The following is a 24,114-nucleotide window of genomic DNA, read 5'->3' on the forward strand; positions in this document are numbered from 1 at the left end:
CGGCCGGACCGGCATCGGAGCCGGGGTTTGGTGGGAGCGGGCTTGCCCGCGATTACAGCCTCGAACGGAGCCTCGGCCGGGTTGCTACAGGCTGCCGCCGGAGAACAGGGCCTTCTTGATCACGGCATGCACGCCCCAGTTGCCGTCGACCACCTGGGTGACCGCGAAGTCCACGCCGACCGACAGCAAGGAAATGGCTTCATCCTCGGTCAGGCCCTGGGTGTCCATCAGGAAGGCGCGGCTCTTGCGGAAAGCATCGCGCAGCGCGAGATCCACCGAAGATTTCGAGTAGATGTCGCTCTGTGCCTTCTCGCCCAGCTCGGCCAGATAGTTGGCGAAACTGAAGCCGTGGATCACCCATTCGTCCTGCGTTTCCAGCAGCGGGTACTGCAGCCTGGCGAGCGAGGTGCCGGCGAGGTCGGCCTTCTTGTGCAGGATGAACTGGAAGGTGCCGGTGAGCGAACATTCGATGGCCGTACCGCACAGTTCCGAATCGCCCTGGGCGGCATGCGGATCGCCCACCGAGAACAGCGCGCCCTTCACCGCGACCGGGTAGTACATGGTGGCGCCCTTGCCGATGCGCCAGTTGTCGATATTGCCGCCGGTATAGCTGGGCGGAATCGAGTCCACCATGTCCGCTTCCTTCGGCGCCACGCCCGCCACGCCGAAATGCGGGCGCACCGGCACGCGGATGTTCTTCAGTACGCCATGGTTTTCCTTCACCGTGCTGTGATCGACCACGACGCCGGGATAGTCGATGGTCTTGTGCACCACGCCGAAGGGGTCGGTCTGCGGCATCCACTGGAAGTTGTACACCGCCTGCGCCCAGTTCTTGTCGATCTGCGCGTCGATCTCGTAAATGGTGATGACCTCGCGCTCCTTCGGTTCGGTGATGAGGTCCTTGTAGTGGAAACCCCACCACGCCGCCGCATTCACGCCGAAGCTCTTGCCCTTGTACTGCGGATTGGCGCTCGGACGCGGCGTGACATCGACGATGCGCACCTCGAGCACATCGCCTTCCTCCGCCCCCTTCACATAGACCGGGCCGGTGCAGATGTGCACGCCCAGGCCTTCGCCCGCACCGCGGCCGAACAGGCTGGCATCCATCGGCCCGGCACCACGACGGTTCACGCCCTTTTTCTTCTTGTCCCAGTGGAACACGCTCTCGGCGCCCGGATCGCCCTTGATCATGCGATCGAAGTCGTCGCCGGCATGGTGGGTGAGCGTTTCTATCGTGACGAAGTCACCGGAATTGATCTCGACCTGCGGCTTCAGCGATTTCGAGAAATAGCCCCAGTGCACCGTGTCGGCGCTCGCCGGGATGAAGTAATGACTGCGCTTCTGCAGCGTGCCATCCGCCGCCCGCGCCACCGAACTGCCCACCAGTCCGGCACTGAGCGTGCCAAGCCCCGCCGCCGCCGCAAGTGAGCCCTTCAACAACCCGCGCCGCGCCGGATCCCGGGGTGCCGGGTCGTCGAGGTGCGGGTCTCCGTTGCCATCGACCTGTACGGTCAGACGGCCCTTGGCGTCACAGAAACTGCAGTGCTGATGTGCGGGATGGGTACAACCAGCCATGTGATGCGCTCCTATCGTGGATTGGATGGGACGGAAGGGGTGCCCACCCCGCGCAGCATTCGTGCCAGTTGAAAAGTCCTTTCAGATCAATGGTTCGCAGACAAGGAGCGTGCCCCTTGAAGGTGCGGGCGCACTGCGGCGGCGCGAAGCACGGCCGGTTGGCGCGCCATGCCCTGGCCCTGGACGCACGGCTCGAGGCCGGTCAGACCTTCTTCACGAATTCCGACTTGAGCTGCATGGAACCGAAGCCGTCGATGCGGCAATCGATGTCATGGTCGCCCTCGACCAGGCGGATGTTCTTCACCTTGGTACCCACCTTCAGTACCGACGAACTGCCCTTCACCTTCAGATCCTTGATCAGCGTGACGGTGTCGCCGTCCTGCAGCACATTGCCATGTGCGTCCTTCCACACGCGCTGTTCGTCGCCAGCGGCGGTCGCGTCCGGATGCCATTCGTGGCCGCATTCAGGACAGACGAGCTGGGCGCCATCGTGGTAAGTGAATCCGGAATTGCATTGCGGGCAGGGGGGAAGGGTGCTCACGAGTGTCCTCGGGGAAAAAAGGGATGGAAAGGTTGGAAGAGGAGGCCGCCGTGTAGCGCTGGCCGGCGATCACGTTGCGAGCAGTTCCATGCCTGCCCGCTGCGCGCCGCGATCGAAGCTCACGATGCGCTCGCAACCGGCGGCGCGTGCGCTCGCCACGATGAGCGCGTCCGGGAAGTCGATGGACGGTTCCGCCTCGATCGCGGCCAGCGCCTGGTTCACGGTGGCGCGCTGATCGATCTGCAACTGGCGCGAATCGAGCAGATCGCGCACCAGCTCGCAGATTTCACGCTTCGACGCCTTGTACAGGCGCTGCATCACCCAGCAGGTTTCGACCAGCACAACGAGCGATACGAAGGCTGGCGACGTTTCGCTCACTTCCTGTTCGATCAGACGGGTGGCGAGCGCGGATTGCTGAGCGTCGTCCTGCGCCAGGTAGCGCACCAGTACGCAGGTGGCGAGCGCGATCATTTTTCGCCAACGCCCGCTGCAGCATCGGCGATGGCCGCATTCATGTCGTCGATCGATATCGGCACATCTGTGCGGCCGGCGAAGCGACCTTTCAGATTGCGAATGTCATTGCGCAGCGGAACGATCCGGAAGCCTGCACCATCGGCGACGAAATCCACCTTGTCGCCAGTCTGCAGACCGAGCGCGGTACGAACAGCCAGCGGCACAGTGATCTGGCCCTTGCTCGTCAGTGTCGATGTGGTCACCCCGGCCTCCGGTTTCCTTACTTGAGGTAAGGAATCATAGGCGAAGAGGAAGCGTCGATCAAAGGCAGAATGCCCAGCGGCGGAACTGCACACCGCGGGGTGAGCGGACCCGGTAGCCGACGGCGAGGATGGCATCGGGGTCGTAGCGCTGCATCCCATTCCGCTTTCCGTCGGCCGCAGTTGTCAAGGATTCCTTGACAGTTGCTGCGGGGTCCAACTCTCCGTCCTGGCTCAGAATGCACTGAAACCTGTCGAGCGAATCGACACATGCGAAGTTCGTGTTTAAAAGTCCGCTGAAAATCGACACGTTTTCCGGACGTGTCGATCGCGTCGACGCGTCCCGCGCTCAACTGGCCAGTTCGTTGAACAGGGCTTCGTTGATGTAGTACTTCTCACGGCCATGCTTCTGCTCGCGCAGGATGCCCAGCCCGGCAAGCGTCTGCAGGTAAGTCGAGGCGGTCTGCCGCTTGGCGATGCTTGCGTCGACGACGAACTGGATCTTGGTGTACGGGTGCCGGAAAATGACCTCGATCAGATCCTTGCTGTAGATCGCCGGCGCTTCGGTCTGCACCCGTGCGCGCACGCTTTCCATCAGGGCACGGATCCGCTGCACCTGGTCATGGGTCTGCTGCGCCGTCGATTCGATGGCGCGCAGCATGAACAGAATCCAGTTCTCCCAGTCCTGCGACTCGGTGACGCGGCGCAAACCTTCGTAGTAGGCAGCGCGGTTGGCGATGATGTAGCGCGACAGGAACAGGACCGGGATGTCGAGCAGCCCCTTCTCGACCAGATAGAGCAGGTTGATGATGCGCCCGGTACGGCCATTGCCATCCGGAAACGGATGGATGGCCTCGAACTGGTAATGCATCACCGCCATCTTCACCAGCGGATCGATGCCGTCCTCGGCATGGATGAACTGTTCGAGATTGCCCAGCTTGTCGCGGATGACGGCCTCGCCGACCGGCGGGGTATAGATCACCTGGCCGGCGTCGTTCTTCAGCGCAGTACCCGGAATCGCCCGGATGTCCAGTTCCGTCTGCTTGATCAAGCGGACGATTTCGATGAACAGATTGGTCGTCAGCGGCCGTGCCTTCAGCGCCTGAAAGCCGTGATAAAGCGCTTCGCGGTAGCGCAGCACTTCCTTCGTGTGCGGATCGCTCTTGCCTTCGGGATCGGCATCGGCCCGATACAGCTCATCGTTGGTGGTGACGATGTTCTCGATCTCGGACGAAAGACGGGCTTCCTGCAACGCAATGCTGCTGATCAGCATGCCTTGGTTCGGGATCTGTGCCGCCAGACCGCGCAGGTTGGCCAGCACACGATTTGCGCTGATCGCCTGCTTCAGTACTGCCTTGGTTTCCAGTTCGACCGACGGCGGAAGGAGGGGTAGATCGTTGTAGGGCTGCGCGCGATCGAACGGCATTCAGTGACTCTTGTGTGAGGACATGTCTAAAAATAGATACTTTTTAGACATATTGCGAGTGATCTGTATAGAAATCGCTGTTTTCTATACATGTGCATCGGTCGCAATGGCTGCAAATACGGAGAGGGTCTATTTCAGCTAGCGAGCCGATTCGACGTACGAAATCGACCAGCCCCCGCATTCATGGATCAACGTCTCAGGCAGCCCACCGTCGATGATGCGCAGCATGATCAACCGCGAGATCGAAGATGTTGTCGCACTTCTGCTTGAACGTCGTCCGGTCATAACTTTCTGGAAGGGCTTCATCCAGCACTCGCTCGATTTCCGACCGTACCTGTTGCATGGACTGACGATCCTTGAACCAATCCTGAACCAGCAGTTTGGGATGCTCGTCAATCAGACGCTTCAACAATCGCTTGGCCGCAAGCTTCACGCGCTGGGTCTCGTCCTGCGTCAGTGACGCCTTATTGAGCAGGTCGAACAGTTCCAGTTCGTCCTCGGTCAGGCCTTCACGGATGTGCCGCTCGGCCTCATCCTGCAGCTCCCTCGCGTAGGCCGTAAGTTCGTCATAGTAGTTCTCTGTCGAGGTAGCGCCGGAGTTGTAGGCGTCGATCACGTTCTGCAGCCGCTGCAGGAAGTCTACCCGCGTGCTGTTCTGCGCCAGCATCTCAGCCAGCTTGCGCTGCAGGAAGGCCTGCAGGTCGGCGATCTGGATGTTCTTGAACGGTGCCTGCTTGAACTCCTCCCGCAGCTTCTCGACGTTGACCTTGCTCAGGTCCCAGGCCTTACCGCGCTGCACGATCTGGTACTGCGCCTCGAACTCCTTCGCGGAGAAGGCCTCGGTGTTGTCCACCACCACACTTGCGTCCAGCAGCACCTCGATGCGCCGCACCGCGCCGTCGATGTCGGTGCCTTCGACGACGCAGTCGATTATCCCCCGCAGGTATTGGAAGGCCGACACCACGCGGGCCAGCTTGCGGCCCAGCACCTCGGGCTTACAGGCCTCGTAGAGCGACGAGATCGTGTTCTCGTAGACGTTGAAGGACTTGCGCTGCTCGTCGCTGGCCAGCAGCGTGTCGGCAAAGCCGTTGAACTGGCCCAGCTTGGTGAACACGTCGCTGCGCTCCAGCGCCTCGTGCAGCGGCACGCCCTGGGCATGGCAGTAGGCCAGGCCCTGTTCGATGGCCTCATCCAGCAGCGTGAACAAATGGCTCTTGTCCCGCACCGGCAGTTCGTCATCCTCGGGGCCGGCGGCATAGTCCTTCAGCGCCTTCTTCATGCGGCGGAAGACGTTGTAGTAGTCCACGATCTCGCCGTGCCGCTTGGCCACACCCAGGATCTCGTGGCCGCTCACCCGGTTGGCCCGCGCGATGGTCTGCATCAGCGTGTGGCCCTGCATGGGCTTGTCCAGGTAGAGCGTGCTCACCGTGGGCGCATCGAAGCCCGTCAGCCACATCGCGCAGACGAACACCAGTTGCAGCGGGTGCTCCGGGTCCTTGAAGTTGAACTCGATGTCATGGCTGTGCTCATCCAGCGCATTCATGCGCTGGCGGTGCGGCTTGATGTCGAGGCCCTTCTTGGCGAACTTCTCCTCCTCGCCCGCCTCCTCGCTGACGATGACCGCCATCTGCACCGTGCCCATCCACGCCTTGAGCTGCTTCAGCCGCTGGCGCTCCACGTCGTTGGTCGTGGAGGCGATGCGGCCGTTCAGCGCCTTGATCTCGGCCTTCCACAGCGCCTGCACCTTGTCGAACATCGTCACGGCGGTGAACTTGTCCACCGAGATGACGATGCCCTTGCCCAGGTAGCCACGGCGGGGGAAGTGGTAGACGATGTCGCGCGCAATCGTGTCCAGCCGGTCCTCGCGCTTGACGACCTCCATCTCCCGCGCGAATCGCTTCTCCAGCTTCTCCTGCGCCTCGCCATCCAGGTTCTCGTCTTCCAGGATCGCGGCGAATTCCTCGCTCAGGTCGTCGTTCTGGATCAGCACCTCCGGCACGCGCTTTTCGTAGAACAGCGGCACCGTGGCACCGTCCTCCACGCTCTGCTGGAAGTTGTATTCCGACACGTAATCGCCGAACCAGGCATTCGTCTTGCGCTCCTGGCCCAGCAGCGGCGTGCCGGTGAAGGCCAGGTAGTTCGCGTTCGGCAGGCCGGCGCGCATGTTCTCGGCCAAGCCGGCGTACTGGGTCCGGTGCGCCTCGTCCACGATGACGACGATGTCGTCGCGGTCGGACAGCAGCGGGTAGTCCTTGCCCTTCTCGAAGCGGAACTTCTGGATCAGCGTGAACACCACGCGCTTGTTCTTGCCCAGCATCTCGCGCAGTTGCGCGCTGCCCTTGGGCCGCACATCGTCCTTGGGCGCCACCACGCCGGTATGCAGGAAGTTGCGGTAAATCTGCCCGTCCAGGTCGTCCCGGTCGGTGACCACCACGAAGCTGAAGTTGCCGGTGAGCTTGCGGAAGATCTTGCGCGTGTAGAAGACCATCGAGAAGCTCTTGCCCGAGCCCTGGGTGTGCCAGAACACGCCCAGCTTGCCGCCCAGCTCGCGTCGGCGCCTGAACTGCTCGAAGGCGTTGTTCACGCCAATGAACTGGTGGTTCTGTGCGATGACCTTCTGCGTCTCGCGGTAGAACACGCAGAAGTTCTCCACGTAGTCCAGCAGCCGCTCGGGCTTCAGCAGGCCCAGCACCACCCGCTCGACGCTCAGACCCTGGGCGGCAATGGCCGGGCGGTCCAGCTTTTCCTTCTCGTCGTTCACCCGCAGCCAGGTGAAGAAGTGCTCCCACTGCGCGGTGATGCTGCCCAGCCGGGTCTCGATGCCATTGCTCAGCAGGCACAGCGCATTGGCGGCGAACAACTGCGGGATCTCGGCCTTGTAGGTGGTGAGGTTGTCGTCGAAGGCCGCGCGGAGCTTCACGTTGCTGTTCTTCAGCTCGATGAACACCAGCGGCAGGCCGTTCACGTACAGCAGCACGTCGGGCCGGCGGTAGCCATGCTCGCCGCGCACCCAGAGCTGGCTCACCGCCAGGTAGTGGTTGCGGCCGGTGCGCGGGTCGTGCGCGTCGAAGTCGATCACCTTCAGCCGCTCGGTCACCGTCTGCCCGGCCTGCGGCCCGGCCTCTGGCTTGTAGGTCACGGGCACGCCATCGCGGATCAGTGCGTCCAGCTCGCGGTTGGCCGCCACCAGGCTCATCGCCGTGCGCGGCTGCACCAGTTGGGCCAGGGCCTGGTCCACCGCGTGGGCCGGGGCCTGCGGGTTCAGCCGCTCCAGCGCGGCGCGCACACGGTCGGCCAGGATGACCTCGCGCTTGTCGGCGCGGCCGGACCCGTCGTTCAGGTCATCAGGTTGGGCCGTGAAGCAGTTCAGCGCATCGAAGCCGCATTGCTGCTCCAGCCGCTGCAGCAGGGCCTGCTCGATGTCGTCCTCGCTGATGAAATTCTTCGCGGCGGCCACGGCACCTCCCTGGTGTTGCCGGTTGTGGAGAAGACCTGCTAACGACGCTGTAGAAAAACCCCATTCCGGGGCAAGCAGTTGCTTCCGGCCCTCGCCGGTTCGAAGTCGTTCTTCCTCATTTCAGTCTCGCGATCTTCGCTTCATCGTCGTCTCCTGAGGTCTGCCTCGGCCGCTGCCCGGCGCACTCGAATGGCGTCGGTGTCGGCCGCCAGCTTACCTAGTTCGCGTAGCCATGGTGCCCGAGCTTTTCGATGTTGTGCACCAGGCAGTACAGCTTCCATTGCCCATCGACCTTGCTGCGTCCGCGCAGCGTGAAGCGGGTGAGCCGCTTGTTGTGGCGCAGATTGCCGAACACGGGTTCGACGGTGGCGAAGCGCGCGGCGATCATCCGTTTGCCCTCAATTGAATCGATGCGCCGCTTCATCCGCTCGGTGTGTGATTCGATGCCATCGCGCTTGCCGCGGAAGAAGGCGACCTGTCGCACCTTCGTCGTCTCCGGCGTGCGCAGGCAACGGGTGCGCAGCGCGCACGGCACGCAGTCGCGCTCGGCGCCGGTGTACTTCGTGGCGGCGTAGCCGTTGATCGTGCAGTCGCCGCCGTTGCGATACAGCCGCTTGCCCGCCGGGCAGATGCAGTGGCTGCGGTCGTCCGCTTCGGTGAAGTCGGTATTGGCGTAGCGCTTGTTCTTGCTGGCGCTGCGCGCTGCCTTCGCCTTGTCACTCTTATCCCACAGCGCATCGGGCTTGGCTCTGTGCTTCGCCTGATCGGCGTACCTCGGGTCGCGCTGCCGGTAGCCGTTGTCACAGATCCAGGCTGGAATGTTTCGGCTATCCAGTCCAGCGAGATTCTTCTCGGAGTGATAGCCGGCGTCGGCGCAGATCGCCGTGTCGGTGTGGCGCTGTGGTGCGCAGGCATCGATCACCGGCAGCAGCAGTTCCTGTTCCGAGCCCGTGCCGTGCGCCTGCGCATCGACCACGATCTGGTGCGCGGCATCGACCGCCGCTACGCCGGTATAGCCCTGGATCACGCCCTTGGCGGTGGCCATCTTGGCCGAGTCGTTGTCGGTGCGGTTACTCAGGCGCACCCCGCCCTTGGCGCCGCGCCGCTCGTCCGGATTGAGCGCGAGCCAGTCGCGTATCTTTGCCGCTTCGTGACTCAAGCGTTCGCGGGTGCGCTGTGCGCGGGCGGCCTCGTCGTCGCAACCGGCGGCATCGCGCGCCTTCTGCTCCTCGATCATGCGCTGCACGGCCGCGTCCATCTTCGCCGCCTCGCGCTCGAAATCGGCACGCGTGCCGCTCTTGGCCTTCGATGCGTTCGACGGCAGCTTCACGCCGTCGATGGCAAAGAGCTCGCGGCCGATCAGGCCCTGGCGGTCGCATACCAGCAGCACCTGGGTGAACAGCGCCTGGGCCTCGTCACCCAGCGTGCTGATGAAGTGCGCAACCGTGGTGAAGTGCGGGGCGCTGTCGCCGGAGACGGCCATGAACAGCACGTTGTGGCGGCAGGCGGTGGCGATGGAGCGGGAACTGAGCACGCCGCGCGAGTAGGCGAGCAGCACGATCTTGAGCAGCACCGCCGGATCGAAGGCCGGGGCACCGCCGGCGTCGTTGGCGTAGCGGGCACGGAGGACGGAAAGATCGAGGTCGTTGTCGACCAGGTGGCAGAGCGCGAACTCGAAGGTGCCGGGCAGCACCTGTTGCGCGAAATCGACCGGGATGAGCTTCAGGCCGTAGTCGGGGGTCTTGAATCGCGGCATCGCAGGGCTCCGCAGAGGCGATGCGCAATCATAACAACGGCATGTGAACGGTGGGGCGGAAGGAGGGGTTTTTCTACAGCCTCAACGGGCTATCGCCTCACCACGCGGCGCGGCCTCTGCGGGCGGCGGCTGCATGCTGGGCGGGAACTGGATGTCTAACGCGTCGACGCGGAGTTTGCCGGAGATCAGGCGCGGGAGCAGGGCGTCGCGGGTAGCGCGGAGGCGGGCGTTGGCTCGGCGCAGCATTAGCGACTGCTCGTAGATGGGCCCGGCTACTTCGTTGTACCTGTCACGAAGGCCGTCGCCGGGGTTGACCAGCGGAATGATCTTGAACGTATCCATGACCACGTTGTCGAAGACGCCAGAGTTGGAGACTCCTTTGATCACATCGACTGCGCACCTCAGCCCGGCAAACACGAAGTACGGCTTCTTATCGAGCTTGGGGACCAGTGCGTAGCAGGACTGGTTCATGGCCATCGGCTCACCGGACAACACCAGGTTGCCAACCGTGCCCCGTGCGGTGATAAAGATCGTGTGCTTGGGGAAGAGCCTGGATGCGCAGTTCTCCAAGCCCAGTTCGGTGATGTTCTGCTCGGTCTGCAGGCAATACGCACCGTCGTGCGAATCCTTCGGAGAGAAGAAGGGGATCTCACCACCCCAGTATTGGCTGACCTCGGTGCTTGGCGTGCCACCACCTTGAACCTGCACCATTGCGGCGGCCGTTGATGCCTGCCAGCCCAAAGGCATTCCCCGCTCGTGTGCCGCCGTTTCATAGCCAGGAAACCGCATCCGCACAAACCACTCGCGGTAGATCTCCTCGGCCATGGACTCCAGCAAGGCGATGCGGCACTGGTTGTTGGCGATCAGGTCGTTCAGGCCAACGAGGACGGCTGCGATCTTGTCTTGCTCGGCCCGAGGCGGCAGTCGCAGCTTCAACTCCTTCGCGACCGTCACATTGAAGTGCTGCTGCGCGGCACCGACCAGATTGCCGCCAACCAGGTTCTGCCCAAACGAGGAATTGAAGACGGCAGCGATGTAGTGCGGATTCAACTCCGCGCCAGGGCGCAGGATGACGAGGTCACTGCAGTTGGCATCTGGCAGATCAGCCGGAATCACGCAGGCTGTGCCGGGATACCCGGTTCGAACGATGGCCACATCGCCAGGGCGCAACTTCGACTTCTTGATGGCATCGTGGAACGACTCAGGGATGTACTTCAAGTCGTTGTAGTTGAGCCTGAACGGCTGGATGTTCAGTGACCGCAGGAATGGGACACCGGCTTCGATGTACTGATCGGCCATGGAGCCAACGAAGCCCACGGTCACGTACTCGCTCACCTCTTTGAGCTTGATGTCGCGCCAACCGTTCACTTAGCCAACCTCGCAGATGATCTTGAGGTTGGCGTCGATGACAGCCTTCAAACGCAGCGCTGCGCCGTCAAGCTCGTCCAACTCATCCATGGACGACTGCAGGTCCGCCAGGAACTCTTCCTCCGTTTTCCCATCCTCCTCAATCACCACGCCCACATACCGCCCCGGGTTCAGCGACCAATCCTGCTCCGCGATCTCCTCGCGGCTGGCCAGCTTGCACAAGCCGGTGACGTCTTCGTAGGCAGCGTGGGGGAAGCGCTCCTGCAGCCAGCTCACATGCTGGTAGTACAGCTCGGCGGCCTTCAGCTCGTCGTGCAGGGCCTGCACCGCGGCCTTCACGCCCTTGGTCTGGCGGTTGGCGGTGGCGCGCTTGCCGTCTGCCTTGGCGGCCTCGGCCTTGCGCTTGTCCATCTCGCGGATGGCCTTGTCCAGCGCCTTCACGGCCGCGTGCAGGCCGGTGAAGAAGGGCGTGAACTGGGCGCGCAGCAGGTGCTGGGCTTGGTTGCGCTCGTCCACGCTGTGCTTCTGGCCGCGGGTGCGCTCGTGCTGGTCCTGCGCCTGCGCCAGCGCGGCGAGCTGGCCCCACTGGGCCTGCAGCGCGGCAATGGCGTCGCGCGCGGCCTGGCTGGTTTGGGCATCGGCCGCCTCTTCGGCCAGCACGGCCAACAGCCTCTCGCTCAGGGCGGGCAGGTGCTCGGCGGCTTCCTTGAGCTGCGCCATGCCTTGGTGCAGGTAGCGGTCCACCTGGTCCACGAACTCCTGGCGGCGGCCCTTGTGCAGGCGGGGGATGAGGGCGATGTTCTGGATCTGCTCGTCGCTCAGCTCGCGGTGGGCGCGGTCCACCTGCGTGAAGATGTTGCGGGCGTCGATGAACAGCACCTTGTCATCGGTCTTGCCCTTGTCGAAGAACCACAGCGTGGCCGGGAGCGTGACGGTGTAGAACAGGTTGGACGGCAGCGTGAGCATGCCGTAGATGAGGTTCTGCTCAATGAGCGTGCGGCGGATGTCGGCCTCGGAGTGGCGGGCATCGCTGGCCGAGTTGGCCATCACCAGCGCGGCTCGGCCGCCGGGCTTGAGCGACGTGGCAAACAGGTTGATCCAGAGGTAGTTGCCGTTGGGCACGGTCTCGACGGCCTTTTCCTTGCCGTCCTTGCCCGCCGCACCCTTGGCCTTGGTCTTGTTGCGGGGTACGCCGTAGGTGTTGAAGCGGCGGTCTTTCTCCACGGCGTCCAGCGTCACGTCGTCCACGTTGAACGGCGGGTTGGCCATCACGTAGTCGAAGGCGCCGAAGGCGTTGAAGGGGTCTTCGTAGTAGGTGTTGGCCTGCTTGATGTCGCCGCGCAGGTTGTTCACCGCGAGGTTCATCTTGGCGAGCTTCACCGTCTCCAGCGTCTTCTCGGTGCCGCAGACGAACACGTCCAGGTCGGCCGCCTTGTCGGCCTGGTGCTGGTGGATGAAATCGGCCGACTGCACGAACATGCCACCCGAGCCGCAGGCGGGGTCAAACACCTTGCCGCCATGGGGCTCGATGATCTCGGTCATCAGCTTGACGACGGAGCGCGGCGTGAAGAACTCGCCGCCGCCCTGGCCCTCGCTGAGTGCGAAGTTGGCGAGGAAGTACTCGTAGATCTGGCCGAACACATCGCCCGAGGCATCGACCGGGATGTCGGAGAACAGCTTGAGCAGATCCTTGGGGATGTGCTGGTTCTTGGGGCTGCGGGTGAAGCGGTCGTACTCCTCCTGCGGCAGTACGCCCAGCAGCTCGGGTTTTGTATTCGCGATGCTGGCCATTGCCGTGCGTATGGCCTGAGCGATGTTCTGCTGTTCAGGCAGGTTCAACAAGTAGTCATAGCGCGCGTGGGGGTTCAGGTAGAAGCCGCACTTTTCGATCGCGACTTCCTCGAGACTCCGTTCTCGCCGCGTGCCTTTAAGTTTTTCGTATTCCTGGAGGATGGCAGCTTCGTGCTGTCGGTACTTGTTGTCGGCAAACTTGAGAAATATCAGGCCAAGGACAGGCGTGCTGTACTCGCTGGCCTTGAGGTCCGAGTTGGCGCGGAGCTTGTCAGCGGCGGCCCACAGGTCGCGCTCCAGCTTTTTGAGTTGTTCTCTATTCACAGATAGTTAGGTGACGGTCGTGTGAAAAAGCTTGGTGGCGGGCCAACACGGCACACGCCAAATTCGGCCACAGATGATACTTATCTGCCTCGCACCAAGCGCTCTATCGCTTGTTGTTCAAACCAGACGTCCACCGTTCCAGTAAGTTGAAAAAACGAAAGCTCCTTGCGGAGCTTTCGTCGCTATATATGACATTGATTTCGCAGAAACTTCGCTGAGGGCTCAGTAACGGCTGTGTCCGTCAAGATCAAACATCGATATTCCGCGCATTCAGCGCATTACGCTCGATGAAGTCCCTGCGCGGTTCGACGTTGTCGCCCATCAGGGTGGTGAAGATTTCGTCGGCGGCGATGGCGTCTTCGATCTGCACCTTGAGCAGGCGGCGCACGGTGGGGTCCATGGTGGTTTCCCACAGCTGTTCGGGGTTCATTTCGCCCAGGCCTTTGTAGCGCTGCTTGCCGAGGTTGCGTTCGACTTCGTTGAGCAACCAGTGGGCGGCTTCGCCGAATGACTTCACGTCCTGCGACTTCTCGCCGCGCTTGACGGTGGCGCCTTCGCCGATCAGGCCGGCCACCAGTTCGGCGGCGTGGCGGATGCGCTGGTAGTCGCCGGACAGCAGGAATTCGCCGTCGACATGGCCCACCTTGCGGTTGCCGTGATGCATGCGTTCGACACGCAGTTGCCAGGCTTCGGTCTTGTCGTTGTATTCGGCATCGAGCTTGCCGCCGGTGGGCATGACGGCGGCCAGACGCTGGACGCTGGCGCGGGCGGCGACTTCGTCGGCGAGGTCGAGCGCGATATTGTGTTCGAGCAGGGCGCGCAGCAGTTCGCCGTCGGCATATTCGGCCAGGCGGTCGACGATGGCTTCGGCGGTGAGGTATTCGCGCGCCATTTCCTCGAATGCGCTGCCGGCCAGCAGTTCGCCGCCTTCGCGCGGCAGCAGGCTGGCGTCGTCGAAGGCGAGCTTGAGCAGGTACTGGTTCAGCTCGTGGTCGTCCTTCACGTACAGCTCGGTGCGGCCGTGCTTGATCTTGTACAGCGGCGGCTGGGCGATGTAGATGTGGCCGCCCTCGACCAGCTCGGGCATCTGGCGGTAGAAGAAGGTGAGCAGCAGGGTGCGGATGTGGGCGCCGTCGACGTCGGCGTCGGTCATGATGATGATGCGGTGGTAGCGCAGCTTTTCCGGCTTGTATTCGTCCTTGCCGATGCCGGTGCCCAGGGTCTGGATGAGCGTGACGATTTCCTGGCTGGAAATGAGCTTGTCGAAGCGCGCCTTTTCGACGTTCAGGATCTTGCCCTTGAGCGGCAGGATGGCCTGGAACTTCCGGTCGCGGCCCTGCTTGGCCGAGCCACCTGCGGAATCACCCTCGACCAGGTAGAGCTCGGCATTGGCCGGGTCCTTCTCCTGGCAGTCGGCGAGCTTGCCGGACAGGCCGAAGGAATCGAGCACGCCCTTGCGCCGCGTCATGTCGCGCGCCTTGCGGGCAGCGTCGCGCGCGCGCGCGGCCTCCACGATCTTGCCGCAGATGGTCTTGGCGTCGTTCGGGCGCTCGAGCAGGAAGTCGGCAAGCTTCTGCGCCACCACTTCTTCCACCGCTGGGCGCGCTTCCGACGACACCAGCTTCATCTTGGTCTGCGACGCGAACTTCGGGTCGGGCATCTTCACCGACAGCACGCAGGCCAGGCCTTCGCGCATGTCATCGCCGGTGATGTCGACCTTGGCCTTCTTCGCGATTTCGTTTTCTTCGATGTACTTGTTGATGATGCGCGTCATCGCGGCACGCAGGCCGGTGAGATGGGTGCCGCCATCGGATTGCGGGATGTTGTTGGTGAAGCACAGCACCTGTTCGGCATAGCTGTCGTTCCACTGCATCGCTACTTCGACGTCGATCTGCACGCCATTCAGCACCGAGGTGCCGGCGCTGTAGAACACGTTCGGATGCAGCACCGTCTTGTTGCGGTTGATGTAGTCGACGAAGCCCTTCACGCCGCCGGCGAAGGCGAAATCCTCTTCCTTCGCGTTGCGCTGGTCGATCAGCTTGATCTTTACCCCGTTGTTCAGGAAGGACAGCTCGCGCAGGCGCTTGGCCAGGATGTCGTAGTGGAATTCGATGTTCTCGAAAATCGTTTCGTCGGCGAGGAAGTGCACTTCAGTACCGCGCTTTTCGGTGGGACCGATCACCTTCAGCGGCGAAACCTCGACGCCGTTCTGCACTTCGACCACGCGGTCCAGCGGCACGCCGCGTTCGAATTCGATGAAGTGCTTCTGGCCGTCGCGACGCACGGTGAGGCGCAGCCACTTGGACAGCGCATTCACGCAGCTCACTCCGACGCCGTGCAGACCACCGGACACCTTGTAGGAGTTCTGGTTGAACTTGCCGCCGGCGTGCAGTTCGGTCAGCGCGATTTCGGCGGCCGAACGCTTGGGCTCGTGCTTGTCGTCGAACTTGATGCCGGTCGGGATGCCGCGACCGTTGTCGGTGACCGAAATCGAGTTGTCGGTGTGTATGGTGATGACGATGTCGTCGCAGTGGCCGGCCAGCGCCTCGTCGATCGAGTTGTCGACGACTTCGAACACCAGGTGGTGCAGACCGGTGCCATCCGAGGTGTCGCCGATGTACATGCCCGGCCGCTTGCGCACGGCTTCCAGACCTTCGAGGATCTGGATGCTGCCTTCGCCGTAGGCATCGGCGTTGGGCGTGCCGGCCGGGGCAGGGTTGGGCGTATTCGGGCTCTGTGCTTCGTCAGACATGGCGTATTCCGGTGCTGCGCACGGGGTGCGCGGGATCCATCAAAAAACGGAAACGCCCGGCACAGGGCCGGGCGGTGGCTGCGGGTGCGCGCGGCTTACACGCGCATCGGCATCACGACGTACTTGAAATCTTCGGTGCCGGGCAACGTGATGAGGGCGCTGCTGTTGCCGTCATTGAGCTTCAGGCTCAGCGTGTCGCCGCTCACGTTGTTCAGCACGTCCAGCAGATAGCTCACGTTGAAGCCGATGTCGAGGCCTTCGCCGTTGTAATCGACCTCCAGCTCTTCCACCGCTTCTTCCTGTTCGGCGTTGCTGGAAATGAGCTTGAGCGTGCCGGCCGACAGCACGATGCGCACGCCCTTGAACTTTTCGTTGGTCAGGATGGCGGCACGTTGCAGCGACGGCAGGAAGGTGGCGCGCTGCAGCATCAGTTCCTTCGGGTGATCCTTCGGAATGACGCGCTCGTAGTCGGGGAACTTGCCGTCGATCAGCTTGGTGATGAGTTCGACCGAGCCGAAGCGCAGGCGCGCCTGGTTGCTGCCCAGTTCGATGTCGACCGGGTCGTCGGTTTCGGCGAGCTGGCGCGAAAGTTCGAGCACGGTCTTGCGCGGCAGGATGACGTCGAGCTTGTCGCTCACACCCGGCATGGCTTCCGACACGAAGGCCAGGCGGTGACCGTCGGTGGCCACCAGGCGCAGTTCCTCGTTGCCGACCGACAGCAGCAGGCCGTTCAGGTAGTAGCGGATGTCCTGCTGCGCCATCGAGTACTGCACCAGCGACAGCAGGCGCTTGAGCTTCTTCTGCGTGACGCTGAGCTTCACCGTGCTGCCCTCGGCGAGCTGCATGCGCGGGTAGTCCTGCGCCGGCAGCGTCTGCAGCGTGAAGCGGCTCTTGCCGGCGCGCACCGTGAGCTTGCGGTCGTCGGCATCGAGGCTCACTTCCTGGCCTTCCGGCAGGGCGCGCAGGATGTCCTGCAGCTTGCGCGCGGCCACGGTCAGCGCGGCGGGCTGGGCGGCGCTGATGCTGCCGGTGGACCGGGTGCGGATCTGGATTTCGATGTCGGTCGCGAGCAGCGTGAGGGCGTCGCCTTCGGTTTCGATCAGAACGTTGGACAGGATGGGCAGCGTGTGGCGCTTCTCGACGATGCCGCTCACCGACTGCAGGGGGCGCAGAAGCTGTTCGCGTTCGATCTTCATTAAGAGCATTTTATAAACCTCTGTAAACCGTAAACGTCAGCCGATTTCTGTGGAAAACAACCGAAACCGTAAAACTATCAGATACCTGCGGTATGTATGGTTGTCTGTATAAGCCACCGGTCAACGCATGAACAAATGTGGGTGAATCGGACCCCCGTGCAGAAAGGGGCAGTTATCCACAGCATTCATACATGTTTGCCGGCGTGGTTATCCATACAGCGTCAACATGTCCTGCACAGCCCCGCCTTCACTTGCGCAAGGTCTGGATGAGCACGTGCAGGTCGTGATTCAGCACTTCGTCCTTCAGTCTCAGGTCGGCGATGGTGCGACAGGCGTGCAGCACGGTCGTGTGGTCACGCCCGCCGAAGGATTCACCGATCGCGGGATAGCTTTCCGGCGTCAGTTCCTTGGCCAGGAACATCGCTACCTGACGCGGCCGGGCGATGGCCCGCGTCCGCTTCTTCGAGTACATGTCCGCCACCTTGATCTTGTAGTAGTCGGACACGGTCTTCTGGATGAATTCCAGCGTGATCTGCCGGTTGTGCGCACCCAGCAGATCCTTCAGCGCCTCGCGCGCCACCTCGAGCGATATGGGCGTCGTGTGGAAGTGTGCGTAGGCGATCACCTTCTTCAGCGCACCTTCGAGCTCGCGCACATTGCTGCGGATGTTCTTGGCGATCAGGAAGGCGACGTCCTCGCCCACCTTCACGCGCTCCATCTCGGCCTTCTTCTTCAGGATGGCCACCCGCATTTCCAGCTCGGGCGGTTCGATCTGCACGGTGAGGCCCCAGCCGAAGCGCGTGGTCAGGCGCTCTTCAACGCCCTGGATGTTCTTCGGATAGGTGTCACAGGTGATGACGATCTGCTTCTTCGCCTCGGTCAGCGCATTGAAGGCATAGAAGAACTCTTCCTGCGTGCGCGTCTTGTTGTTGAAGAACTGGATGTCGTCGATCAGCAGCACGTCCAGCGAGCGGTAGTAGCGCTTGAAGGCGTCGAAGCTCTTCTGCTGGTAGGCACGCACCACGTCGGCGTAGTAGTCGTCGGCATGCACGTAGCGGATGACCGCGTCCGGGTTGTGCCGCATCACCTCGTTGCCCAGCGCGTGCACCAGATGGGTCTTGCCCAGGCCGACACCGCCATAGATGAATATGGGGTTGTACGACATGCCGGGGTTCTGCGCGACCTGGATCGCCGCGGCGCGCGCCAGTTCGTTGGCGCGTCCGGTCACCAGATTGTCGAAGGTGAAGCCGGGATTCAGGCGCGAGCGGTCGCGTTCGCCGTCGCGCGCAGGCACGATGATGCCGGGCAGCCTGATCTGCGTATTGCTGGTCGGATTGGCGCTGAGTGCGGCGGCCTTGGACGCGTTGGCGGCGCGGCCGGCATCACCGGAGTCCGCGGTACGGGCGGCGCCGGCCGTGGCCTCAGCGGCGTGTGCGGCCGGCCCCGATTTGGCCGCCGGATCGGGCAGGCTCAGCCTGACCGACAGCGGCTGAGAGAAATACTCCAGCCCCAGCGCTTCGATGCGCGAAACGTAACGTTCGCGGACCCACTGCAGCACGAATCGGTTTGGCGCAACCAGCGCAAGCGTGTCATCGCCTTCGCATTGTCCGATACGCAGACCCTTGATCCAGGTCTGGAACTGCTGAGCGGGAAGTTCCTGTTCGAAGCGGCTGAGGCAGACTTCCCAAAACTCTTGCATCATGGTCTGCGTGGTCGCCGGGTCGATTGGGTGTGTGGGTGGGACAGCGTTGCGGGATGCGTCCGGGACCGGGCGGATGAGCCGATGATTTCGCATGCGGGCTGAGGACGATGCGAGCTCCGGTCCGGAGCGGCTTTCTTATGGCTGTGTCGAGGTGTGAATTCTAGCGACTTCGGGCCATCTTATCCACAGGGCCGTTGCGCGCGGAGAGCTGCATGGCAGGCCGGAGTGCGGCCGCCATGGCGACGAAAGCACGGTACTGCGCCAGCGAAAAAATTTTTCCGCGCCGGTGCTGGGTACTCGCGCAGCCGGCGGAAGTGATTGACAGAACGACGCTTCTACGCTGTAATCGCGCGTTTTCGCCAACATACAGAGAGCACGCCATGAAGCGTACTTATCAGCCGTCGAAGATTCGTCGTGCCCGCACCCACGGTTTCCTGGTCCGCATGAGTACCCGCGGTGGCCGCGCTGTCATCCGCGCCCGTCGTTCCAAGGGCCGCGCCCGCCTGGCGGTCTGACGACCCGAAGTTGTCCGGCCGGTCTGCAGGTGAGCCCCGCTGCACGGCCTGAAAAGCGGATGGATGCGGCTGTCGAAGGCCGCCATGCCTTCCGCCCGGAATACCGGCTCAGAAAAACGGATGAGTTTTCATCCGTTTTTGCTTTGAGGCGTACCCAGCGCAGTCGGCATTTCGTGATTCATCACGGACCGTCGGGCTGCGCTGGCGCTCGTCTTGGTGTGGTGATCGCCAAGCGCTTCGTGAAGCGGGCGCACGCGCGCAATCTGCTGAAGCGGCTCGCGCGCGAGTCATTCAGGCATCTGCGCGGTCATCTGAAGCCGGTGGACATCGTGCTGCGGCTCAATGCGCGTCCGGACGTCATGGACCGCAAGGCACTGCGCGGCGAGATCGATGGTCTGATCGCACGCCTGCGCAGGTCACCGGAGAATGCGCAATGAAGTATCTGTTGCTCACCCTGCTTCGCATCTACCGCTATGCGATCAGTCCGATGCTGGGGCGCAGTTGCCGCTTCATGCCCAGTTGTTCCGAATACGCAGTGGAAGCCATCACCCGGCACGGCAGCGTGCGCGGCGGATGGTTGTCGCTGAAACGCGTGCTGCGCTGCCATCCGTGGCATCCCGGCGGTTACGATCCGGTGCCCTGAGCCCTCCCGCATGCGCGTTCTCCCCTCTTCCTATTGAATCATTCCGACGATGGATACCCGACGTTCAGCCCTGTTGATGGTTTTCCTGTTTTCGCTGTTCATGCTGTGGGATGGCTGGCAGCGATTCACCAGCCCGCCGCCCGCCGCGGCACCCGCCGCGGGCGAAGCGGCCACCCCTTCGGCCGGCTCGCAGGCGCCGGTGCCTACGGTGAGCACGCCGGTGGCGCCGTCGGATGTTCCGCAGGCCGCTGCAGCGACGCAGAAGACGGCGGTGAAGGTGGTGACCGATCTGTTCGCTGCCGATGTGTCGGCCGAGGGTGGTTCGCTCATCCGCCTCGAACTGCTCAAACATGAAGCGGGTCCGGATGCGGAAGGCAATTTCGTGCTGCTCGACAACAGTGCGAACAGTCTCTACCACGCGCAGAGCGGCCTGATAGGCAAGGACCTGCCGAATCACAAGACGGTATATCAGTTGCCGGAAGGCGAGCTGCGCCTGGCCGAAGGGCAGGACAAGGTCGAATTGCGCATGACCGCGGCCGGCCCGGAAGGCGTGACCGTGACCAAGGTGCTCACCTTCCATCGCGGCAGCTACCGCATCGACACGCGCTTCGAAATCGCGAATGCATCCGGCGAGCCGGTGCAGGCGCATGCCTACTTCCAGATCCTGCGCGACGGCCACAAGATTTCCAACGGCACCAGCATGCTGAGCACCTTCACCGGTCCTGCTTTCTATACCCAGGCCGGCAAGTACCAGAAGGTTGAATTCAGCGATATCGACAAGGGCAAGGCGAAGTTCGTGGCCAAGTCCAGCGATGGCTGGGTGGCGCTGGTGCAGCATTACTTCGTCAGCGCCTTTGTGCCTGAACAGGGCGTCGAGCGCGAATTCTTCGCCAAGAAGATCGCGGACAACCTGTATTCGGCCGGCGTGGTGGTGCCGCTGCCGACGGTGGCGCCGGGCAGCACCGGTACGCTGGACGTGCCGCTGTATGCCGGGCCGCAGATCCAGTCCAACCTCAAGTCCATGGCCGAGGGGCTGGATCTGGTCGTGGATTATGGCTGGCTCACCATCATCGCCTCGCCCATGCATTGGGTGCTGGAAAAGCTGCACGGAATGGTGGGCAACTGGGGCTGGTCCATCATCCTGCTCACGGTGCTGATCAAGGCGCTGTTCTTCCCGCTGTCGGCCGCGAGCTACCGCTCGATGGCCAAGCTGCGTCTGGTCACGCCGCGCATGCAGCAGATCAAGGAGCGCTACGGCAGCGACCGCATGCGCATGCAGCAGGAAATGATGGAGCTGTACAAGACCGAGAAAATCAATCCGCTCGGTGGCTGCCTGCCCATCCTGATCCAGATTCCGGTGTTCATCGCGCTGTACTGGGTGCTGCTGGGCAGCGTGGAAATGCGCAATGCGCCGTGGATAGGCTGGATTACCGATCTGTCGGTAAAGGATCCGTACTTCGTGCTGCCGCTCATCATGGGCGTCACCATGTTCGTGCAGACCAAGCTGAATCCCACCCCGCCGGACCCGATCCAGGCCAAGGTGATGCTGGTGCTGCCTGTGGTGTTCACCGGCATGTTCCTGTTCTTCCCGGCCGGTCTGGTACTGTACTGGACGGTGAACAACATCCTGTCGATCGCACAGCAGTGGCAGATCACGCGCATGATCGAGGGCGAGAAGAAGAGCTGAGCGCCCGTTCTCGAACCCATCCGGGGCGTCGTTCGCGCGGGCATGATCCTGCGAGGGCGACGCCCTTGTCACGACTGCGACCTCGTTTTCCGAAAGCTCATGTCCGTAATCGCACGTGACACCATAGCCGCCATCGCGACGCCACCCGGACGGGGTGGGGTAGGCGTCGTGCGCATATCGGGTGCGGGGGCTGCCGATGTGGCGAGGGCTGTGCTCGGGCGGGTGCCACCTGCACGGCACGCTGCTTTCCTGCCTTTCCGCGCGGGTGACGGGTCGGTGATCGATCACGGACTCGCATTGTGGTTTGCCGCACCCGCCTCCTACACCGGCGAGGATGTGCTCGAACTGCAAGGGCACGGGGGGGTGGCGGTACTCCGCGCGCTTCTGGAAAGATGTTTCGAGGCGGGCGCGCGACCGGCACGACCCGGCGAGTTCACCGAGCGCGCCTTCCTGAACGACCGCATGGATCTGGCGCAGGCGGAGGCGGTGGCCGACCTGATCGATGCAAGTACCCGGGCTGCTGCGCGCTCGGCAATGCGTTCGCTCGATGGAGAGTTTTCGCGCCATGTACATGCGCTGGAAGAGTCGCTCATCCACTTGCGCATGTTCGTCGAGGCGACGCTGGATTTTCCGGAAGAGGAAGTCGAGTTTCTCCAACAGTCCGGCGCACGGACCAAGCTTGCTGATGTGAACGCCGCACTCGCCGCCTTGCGGGAAAGGGCACGCGTCGGATCGGTGCTGCGCGAGGGGCTGACCGTGGTGCTGGCGGGCGCGCCGAATGTGGGCAAGTCCAGCCTGCTGAATGCGCTGGCGGGGGCTGACCGCGCCATCGTCACCGACATCGCCGGGACGACCCGGGATACCTTGCGTGAACTGATCGAGATAGACGGCGTGCCGCTGCATGTGATCGATACCGCCGGATTGCGCGAGACCGACGATCCGGTCGAGCGCGCTGGCATGGACAGAACCCGGCGCGAACTTGCGCGGGCGCATGCGGTGGTCCACCTGATGGATGCGCGCACGGGTTTCGACGACAGTGCGCGCGCAATTGACGACAGTCTGCCGATCGGGTTACGGCGCATCCGCGTGTTCAACAAGATAGATCTGACCGGGGAAACGGAACGTGTCGATCACCAGGGTGAGCTGACCACGGTCAGGGTGTCGGTGAAGACCGGGCAGGGTCTGTCGAATCTTTCGCGGGTGCTGCTGGAGCAGGTCGCCTGGTCAGGTGGCGGCGAGGATGCGCTGTCCGCGCGAGGGCGTCATCTGCATGCTCTGGATATGGCGGCTTCACATGTCGAGCGTGCGGAATGCTGTATTTCAGGCGCGACGTTGCAGCTCGAACTGTTCGCGGAGGAATTGCGGCTGGCGCATCGGGCGCTGGGTGAGATCACCGGCGAGTTCACTCCGGACGATCTGCTGGGCGAAATATTCACTCGTTTCTGTATCGGTAAATGATGTTTCACGTGAAACATTACGGCCGTCCGCACCATGGTCGGTGAACTGCTGCTTCTTTGCTTGGGGTCATTCTTCGCGGGACTGGTGGATGCGATGGTCGGCGGAGGAGGGCTCGTCCAGATTCCGCTTCTGTTCAATGTATTCCCGAATGGGGCGCCGGCAACGCTGTTCGGGACCAACAAGGCAGTGAGCGTGGTCGGCACCGGTTTCGCTGCGCGACGCTACATCCGTCAGGTCGATATGGATTGGGGGGTGGTCGGGCGTGCTGCGCTGGCGGCCTTTGTCGCATCCTTCGCGGGTGCGGCTGCGGTCGGCCTCTTCCCGCCGGCGATGTTGCGTCCGGTCGTGGTGGTTCTGCTGCTGGCGGTGCTGGTCTATACGCTGAAAAAGAAGGACTTCGGGGTGTTGCGTGCAGAAGGGTTGGCGCATCGCCCGAAACCGCTGCTGGCTCTGGCGCTCGGTGCCGCCATTGGTTTTTACGACGGCTTCTTCGGACCGGGTACGGGCAGCTTTCTCATCTTCCTGTTTGCGCGGTGCTATGCGTGGGACTTCCTGCGGTCCTCGGCAGCGGCCAAGGTGGTCAACGTGAGTACCAATCTCGCGGCACTGGCATGGTTCATACCGGTGGGGGCCATCATGGCCAAGATCGCAGCGATGATGGCGGTTGCCAATCTCGCCGGGGCCTGGGTAGGTGCGCATCTCGCGATAAAGAACGGCGCACAGTTCGTGCGCCGTGTGTTCATCGTCGTCGTCAGCGTGCTGATCGCCCGCCTGATCTGGGACATCGTGTCCTGAACCGCGGATTCAGGTGTGTTTCACGTGGAACATCAGAAGCCGATGCGCACCGGAGGCAGGATGATGGTCACGCCATCGCGTGGCCGATGATGATAGCGGGGCGGTGGTGCGTAATACGGCTGCGGCACGTACACCGGTGCCGGATAGTAGCCGTAGCCCACTGCCGGTCCGCGGTAGTGATGGTGTTGATGAAAGTGCCGGTCGTGATGCTTCCAGTGATTGCCTCCATGATGGCGATGATGATCGCCACGATACTGATGGCGGCGATGATCGTCCCAATCTGCACAGGCGGCGCCGCTGAAAGCCATGGTCAGCGCAGCGACAGCAGCAGTACCCAGCGTTTTCATGTCGTTTCTCATGTAGGGAACACGATTCCAATCTAGGACGGTGCGATAGTTTGCGCCGTAAGTAACTG

The 24,114-nt window shown here is 62.8% G+C and carries 20 protein-coding genes; 6 read left to right on the top strand and 14 right to left on the bottom strand.

Annotated elements, in window-relative coordinates; translation table 11 throughout:
* Window positions 1-84: 84 nt before the first annotated feature.
* The 13 genes from A3Q7_RS0114135 to dnaA all read right to left on the bottom strand — a co-directional run bounded on the left by A3Q7_RS0114135 (window position 85) and on the right by dnaA (window position 18,601).
* On the bottom strand, window positions 85-1,575 hold the full coding sequence (locus A3Q7_RS0114135; RefSeq protein WP_018412551.1) for an acetamidase/formamidase family protein: 1,491 nt from the start codon (window positions 1,573-1,575) through the stop codon (window positions 85-87).
* 202 nt (window positions 1,576-1,777) lie between these two features.
* Entirely contained in the window at window positions 1,778-2,116 is a 339-nt protein-coding gene (locus A3Q7_RS0114140) for a zinc ribbon domain-containing protein YjdM (protein ID WP_018412552.1), read from the bottom strand.
* A 69-nt stretch (window positions 2,117-2,185) separates the two neighbouring features.
* On the bottom strand, window positions 2,186-2,587 hold the full coding sequence (locus A3Q7_RS0114145; RefSeq protein WP_018412553.1) for a PIN domain-containing protein: 402 nt from the start codon (window positions 2,585-2,587) through the stop codon (window positions 2,186-2,188).
* A complete protein-coding gene (locus tag A3Q7_RS0114150; protein WP_232417985.1) occupies window positions 2,584-2,925 on the bottom strand; it encodes an AbrB/MazE/SpoVT family DNA-binding domain-containing protein in 342 nt (113 codons plus the stop codon). The genes A3Q7_RS0114145 and A3Q7_RS0114150 overlap by 4 nt, the downstream gene beginning before the upstream one ends.
* Window positions 2,891-2,986, bottom strand: a complete 96-nt coding sequence (rhuM, locus tag A3Q7_RS21195) for a RhuM family protein (RefSeq protein WP_232418083.1) — start codon at window positions 2,984-2,986, stop codon at window positions 2,891-2,893. Before rhuM ends, A3Q7_RS0114150 begins: the two co-directional genes overlap by 35 nt.
* Window positions 2,987-3,178: 192 nt before the next feature.
* On the bottom strand, window positions 3,179-4,255 hold the full coding sequence (locus tag A3Q7_RS0114160; protein WP_018412555.1) for a Fic family protein: 1,077 nt from the start codon (window positions 4,253-4,255) through the stop codon (window positions 3,179-3,181).
* Window positions 4,256-4,451: 196 nt separating this feature from the next.
* The gene (locus tag A3Q7_RS0114165; protein ID WP_018412556.1) at window positions 4,452-7,712 is read right to left on the bottom strand and encodes a type I restriction endonuclease subunit R; all 3,261 of its coding nucleotides are present in this window, start codon (window positions 7,710-7,712) and stop codon (window positions 4,452-4,454) included.
* A gap of 217 nt (window positions 7,713-7,929) precedes the next feature.
* Complete coding sequence (locus A3Q7_RS0114170; protein ID WP_018410675.1) at window positions 7,930-9,468, bottom strand: transposase; 1,539 nt, start codon at window positions 9,466-9,468, stop codon at window positions 7,930-7,932.
* 81 nt (window positions 9,469-9,549) lie between these two features.
* Window positions 9,550-10,836 carry a restriction endonuclease subunit S gene (locus A3Q7_RS20335; RefSeq protein WP_018412557.1) on the bottom strand — a complete coding sequence of 429 codons (1,287 nt, stop codon included), beginning with the start codon at window positions 10,834-10,836 and terminating at the stop codon, window positions 9,550-9,552.
* Window positions 10,837-12,951 carry a type I restriction-modification system subunit M gene (locus tag A3Q7_RS0114180; RefSeq protein WP_018412558.1) on the bottom strand — a complete coding sequence of 705 codons (2,115 nt, stop codon included), beginning with the start codon at window positions 12,949-12,951 and terminating at the stop codon, window positions 10,837-10,839.
* A gap of 247 nt (window positions 12,952-13,198) precedes the next feature.
* Window positions 13,199-15,703, bottom strand: coding sequence for a DNA topoisomerase (ATP-hydrolyzing) subunit B (gene gyrB, locus A3Q7_RS0114185; RefSeq protein ID WP_018412559.1), 2,505 nt, complete (start codon window positions 15,701-15,703; stop codon window positions 13,199-13,201).
* A 95-nt stretch (window positions 15,704-15,798) separates the two neighbouring features.
* Window positions 15,799-16,899 carry a DNA polymerase III subunit beta gene (dnaN, locus tag A3Q7_RS0114190; protein WP_018412560.1) on the bottom strand — a complete coding sequence of 367 codons (1,101 nt, stop codon included), beginning with the start codon at window positions 16,897-16,899 and terminating at the stop codon, window positions 15,799-15,801.
* A 247-nt stretch (window positions 16,900-17,146) separates the two neighbouring features.
* Window positions 17,147-18,601 carry a chromosomal replication initiator protein DnaA gene (dnaA, locus tag A3Q7_RS0114195; RefSeq protein ID WP_018412561.1) on the bottom strand — a complete coding sequence of 485 codons (1,455 nt, stop codon included), beginning with the start codon at window positions 18,599-18,601 and terminating at the stop codon, window positions 17,147-17,149.
* A gap of 380 nt (window positions 18,602-18,981) precedes the next feature.
* On the opposite strand from dnaA, the gene rpmH reads away from it, so the two are divergent.
* The 6 genes from rpmH (at window position 18,982) to A3Q7_RS0114220 (ending at window position 23,699) form a co-directional block, all read left to right on the top strand.
* Entirely contained in the window at window positions 18,982-19,116 is a 135-nt protein-coding gene (rpmH, locus tag A3Q7_RS20575; RefSeq protein ID WP_077231362.1) for a 50S ribosomal protein L34, read from the top strand.
* A 59-nt stretch (window positions 19,117-19,175) separates the two neighbouring features.
* Entirely contained in the window at window positions 19,176-19,553 is a 378-nt protein-coding gene (rnpA, locus tag A3Q7_RS20580) for a ribonuclease P protein component (RefSeq protein WP_077231363.1), read from the top strand.
* Complete coding sequence (yidD, locus tag A3Q7_RS0114205; protein ID WP_018412563.1) at window positions 19,550-19,759, top strand: membrane protein insertion efficiency factor YidD; 210 nt, start codon at window positions 19,550-19,552, stop codon at window positions 19,757-19,759. Before rnpA ends, yidD begins: the two co-directional genes overlap by 4 nt.
* Window positions 19,760-19,808: 49 nt before the next feature.
* Window positions 19,809-21,446 (top strand): membrane protein insertase YidC, encoded by a 1,638-nt coding sequence (gene yidC, locus A3Q7_RS0114210; protein ID WP_026224848.1) that lies wholly within the window; start codon window positions 19,809-19,811, stop codon window positions 21,444-21,446.
* Between the two features lie 99 nt (window positions 21,447-21,545).
* Window positions 21,546-22,904 (top strand): tRNA uridine-5-carboxymethylaminomethyl(34) synthesis GTPase MnmE, encoded by a 1,359-nt coding sequence (mnmE, locus tag A3Q7_RS0114215; protein ID WP_026224849.1) that lies wholly within the window; start codon window positions 21,546-21,548, stop codon window positions 22,902-22,904.
* A gap of 33 nt (window positions 22,905-22,937) precedes the next feature.
* Complete coding sequence (locus A3Q7_RS0114220) at window positions 22,938-23,699, top strand: sulfite exporter TauE/SafE family protein (RefSeq protein ID WP_018412566.1); 762 nt, start codon at window positions 22,938-22,940, stop codon at window positions 23,697-23,699.
* Between the two features lie 32 nt (window positions 23,700-23,731).
* On the opposite strand, the gene A3Q7_RS0114225 is transcribed toward A3Q7_RS0114220, so the two are convergent.
* Window positions 23,732-24,046, bottom strand: coding sequence for a hypothetical protein (locus A3Q7_RS0114225; RefSeq protein WP_026224850.1), 315 nt, complete (start codon window positions 24,044-24,046; stop codon window positions 23,732-23,734).
* Between the last annotated feature and the right edge of the window lie 68 nt (window positions 24,047-24,114).

Origin of the sequence: Methyloversatilis thermotolerans (assembly GCF_000372885.1) — a bacterium.
Lineage (GTDB): Bacteria > Pseudomonadota > Gammaproteobacteria > Burkholderiales > Rhodocyclaceae > Methyloversatilis > Methyloversatilis thermotolerans.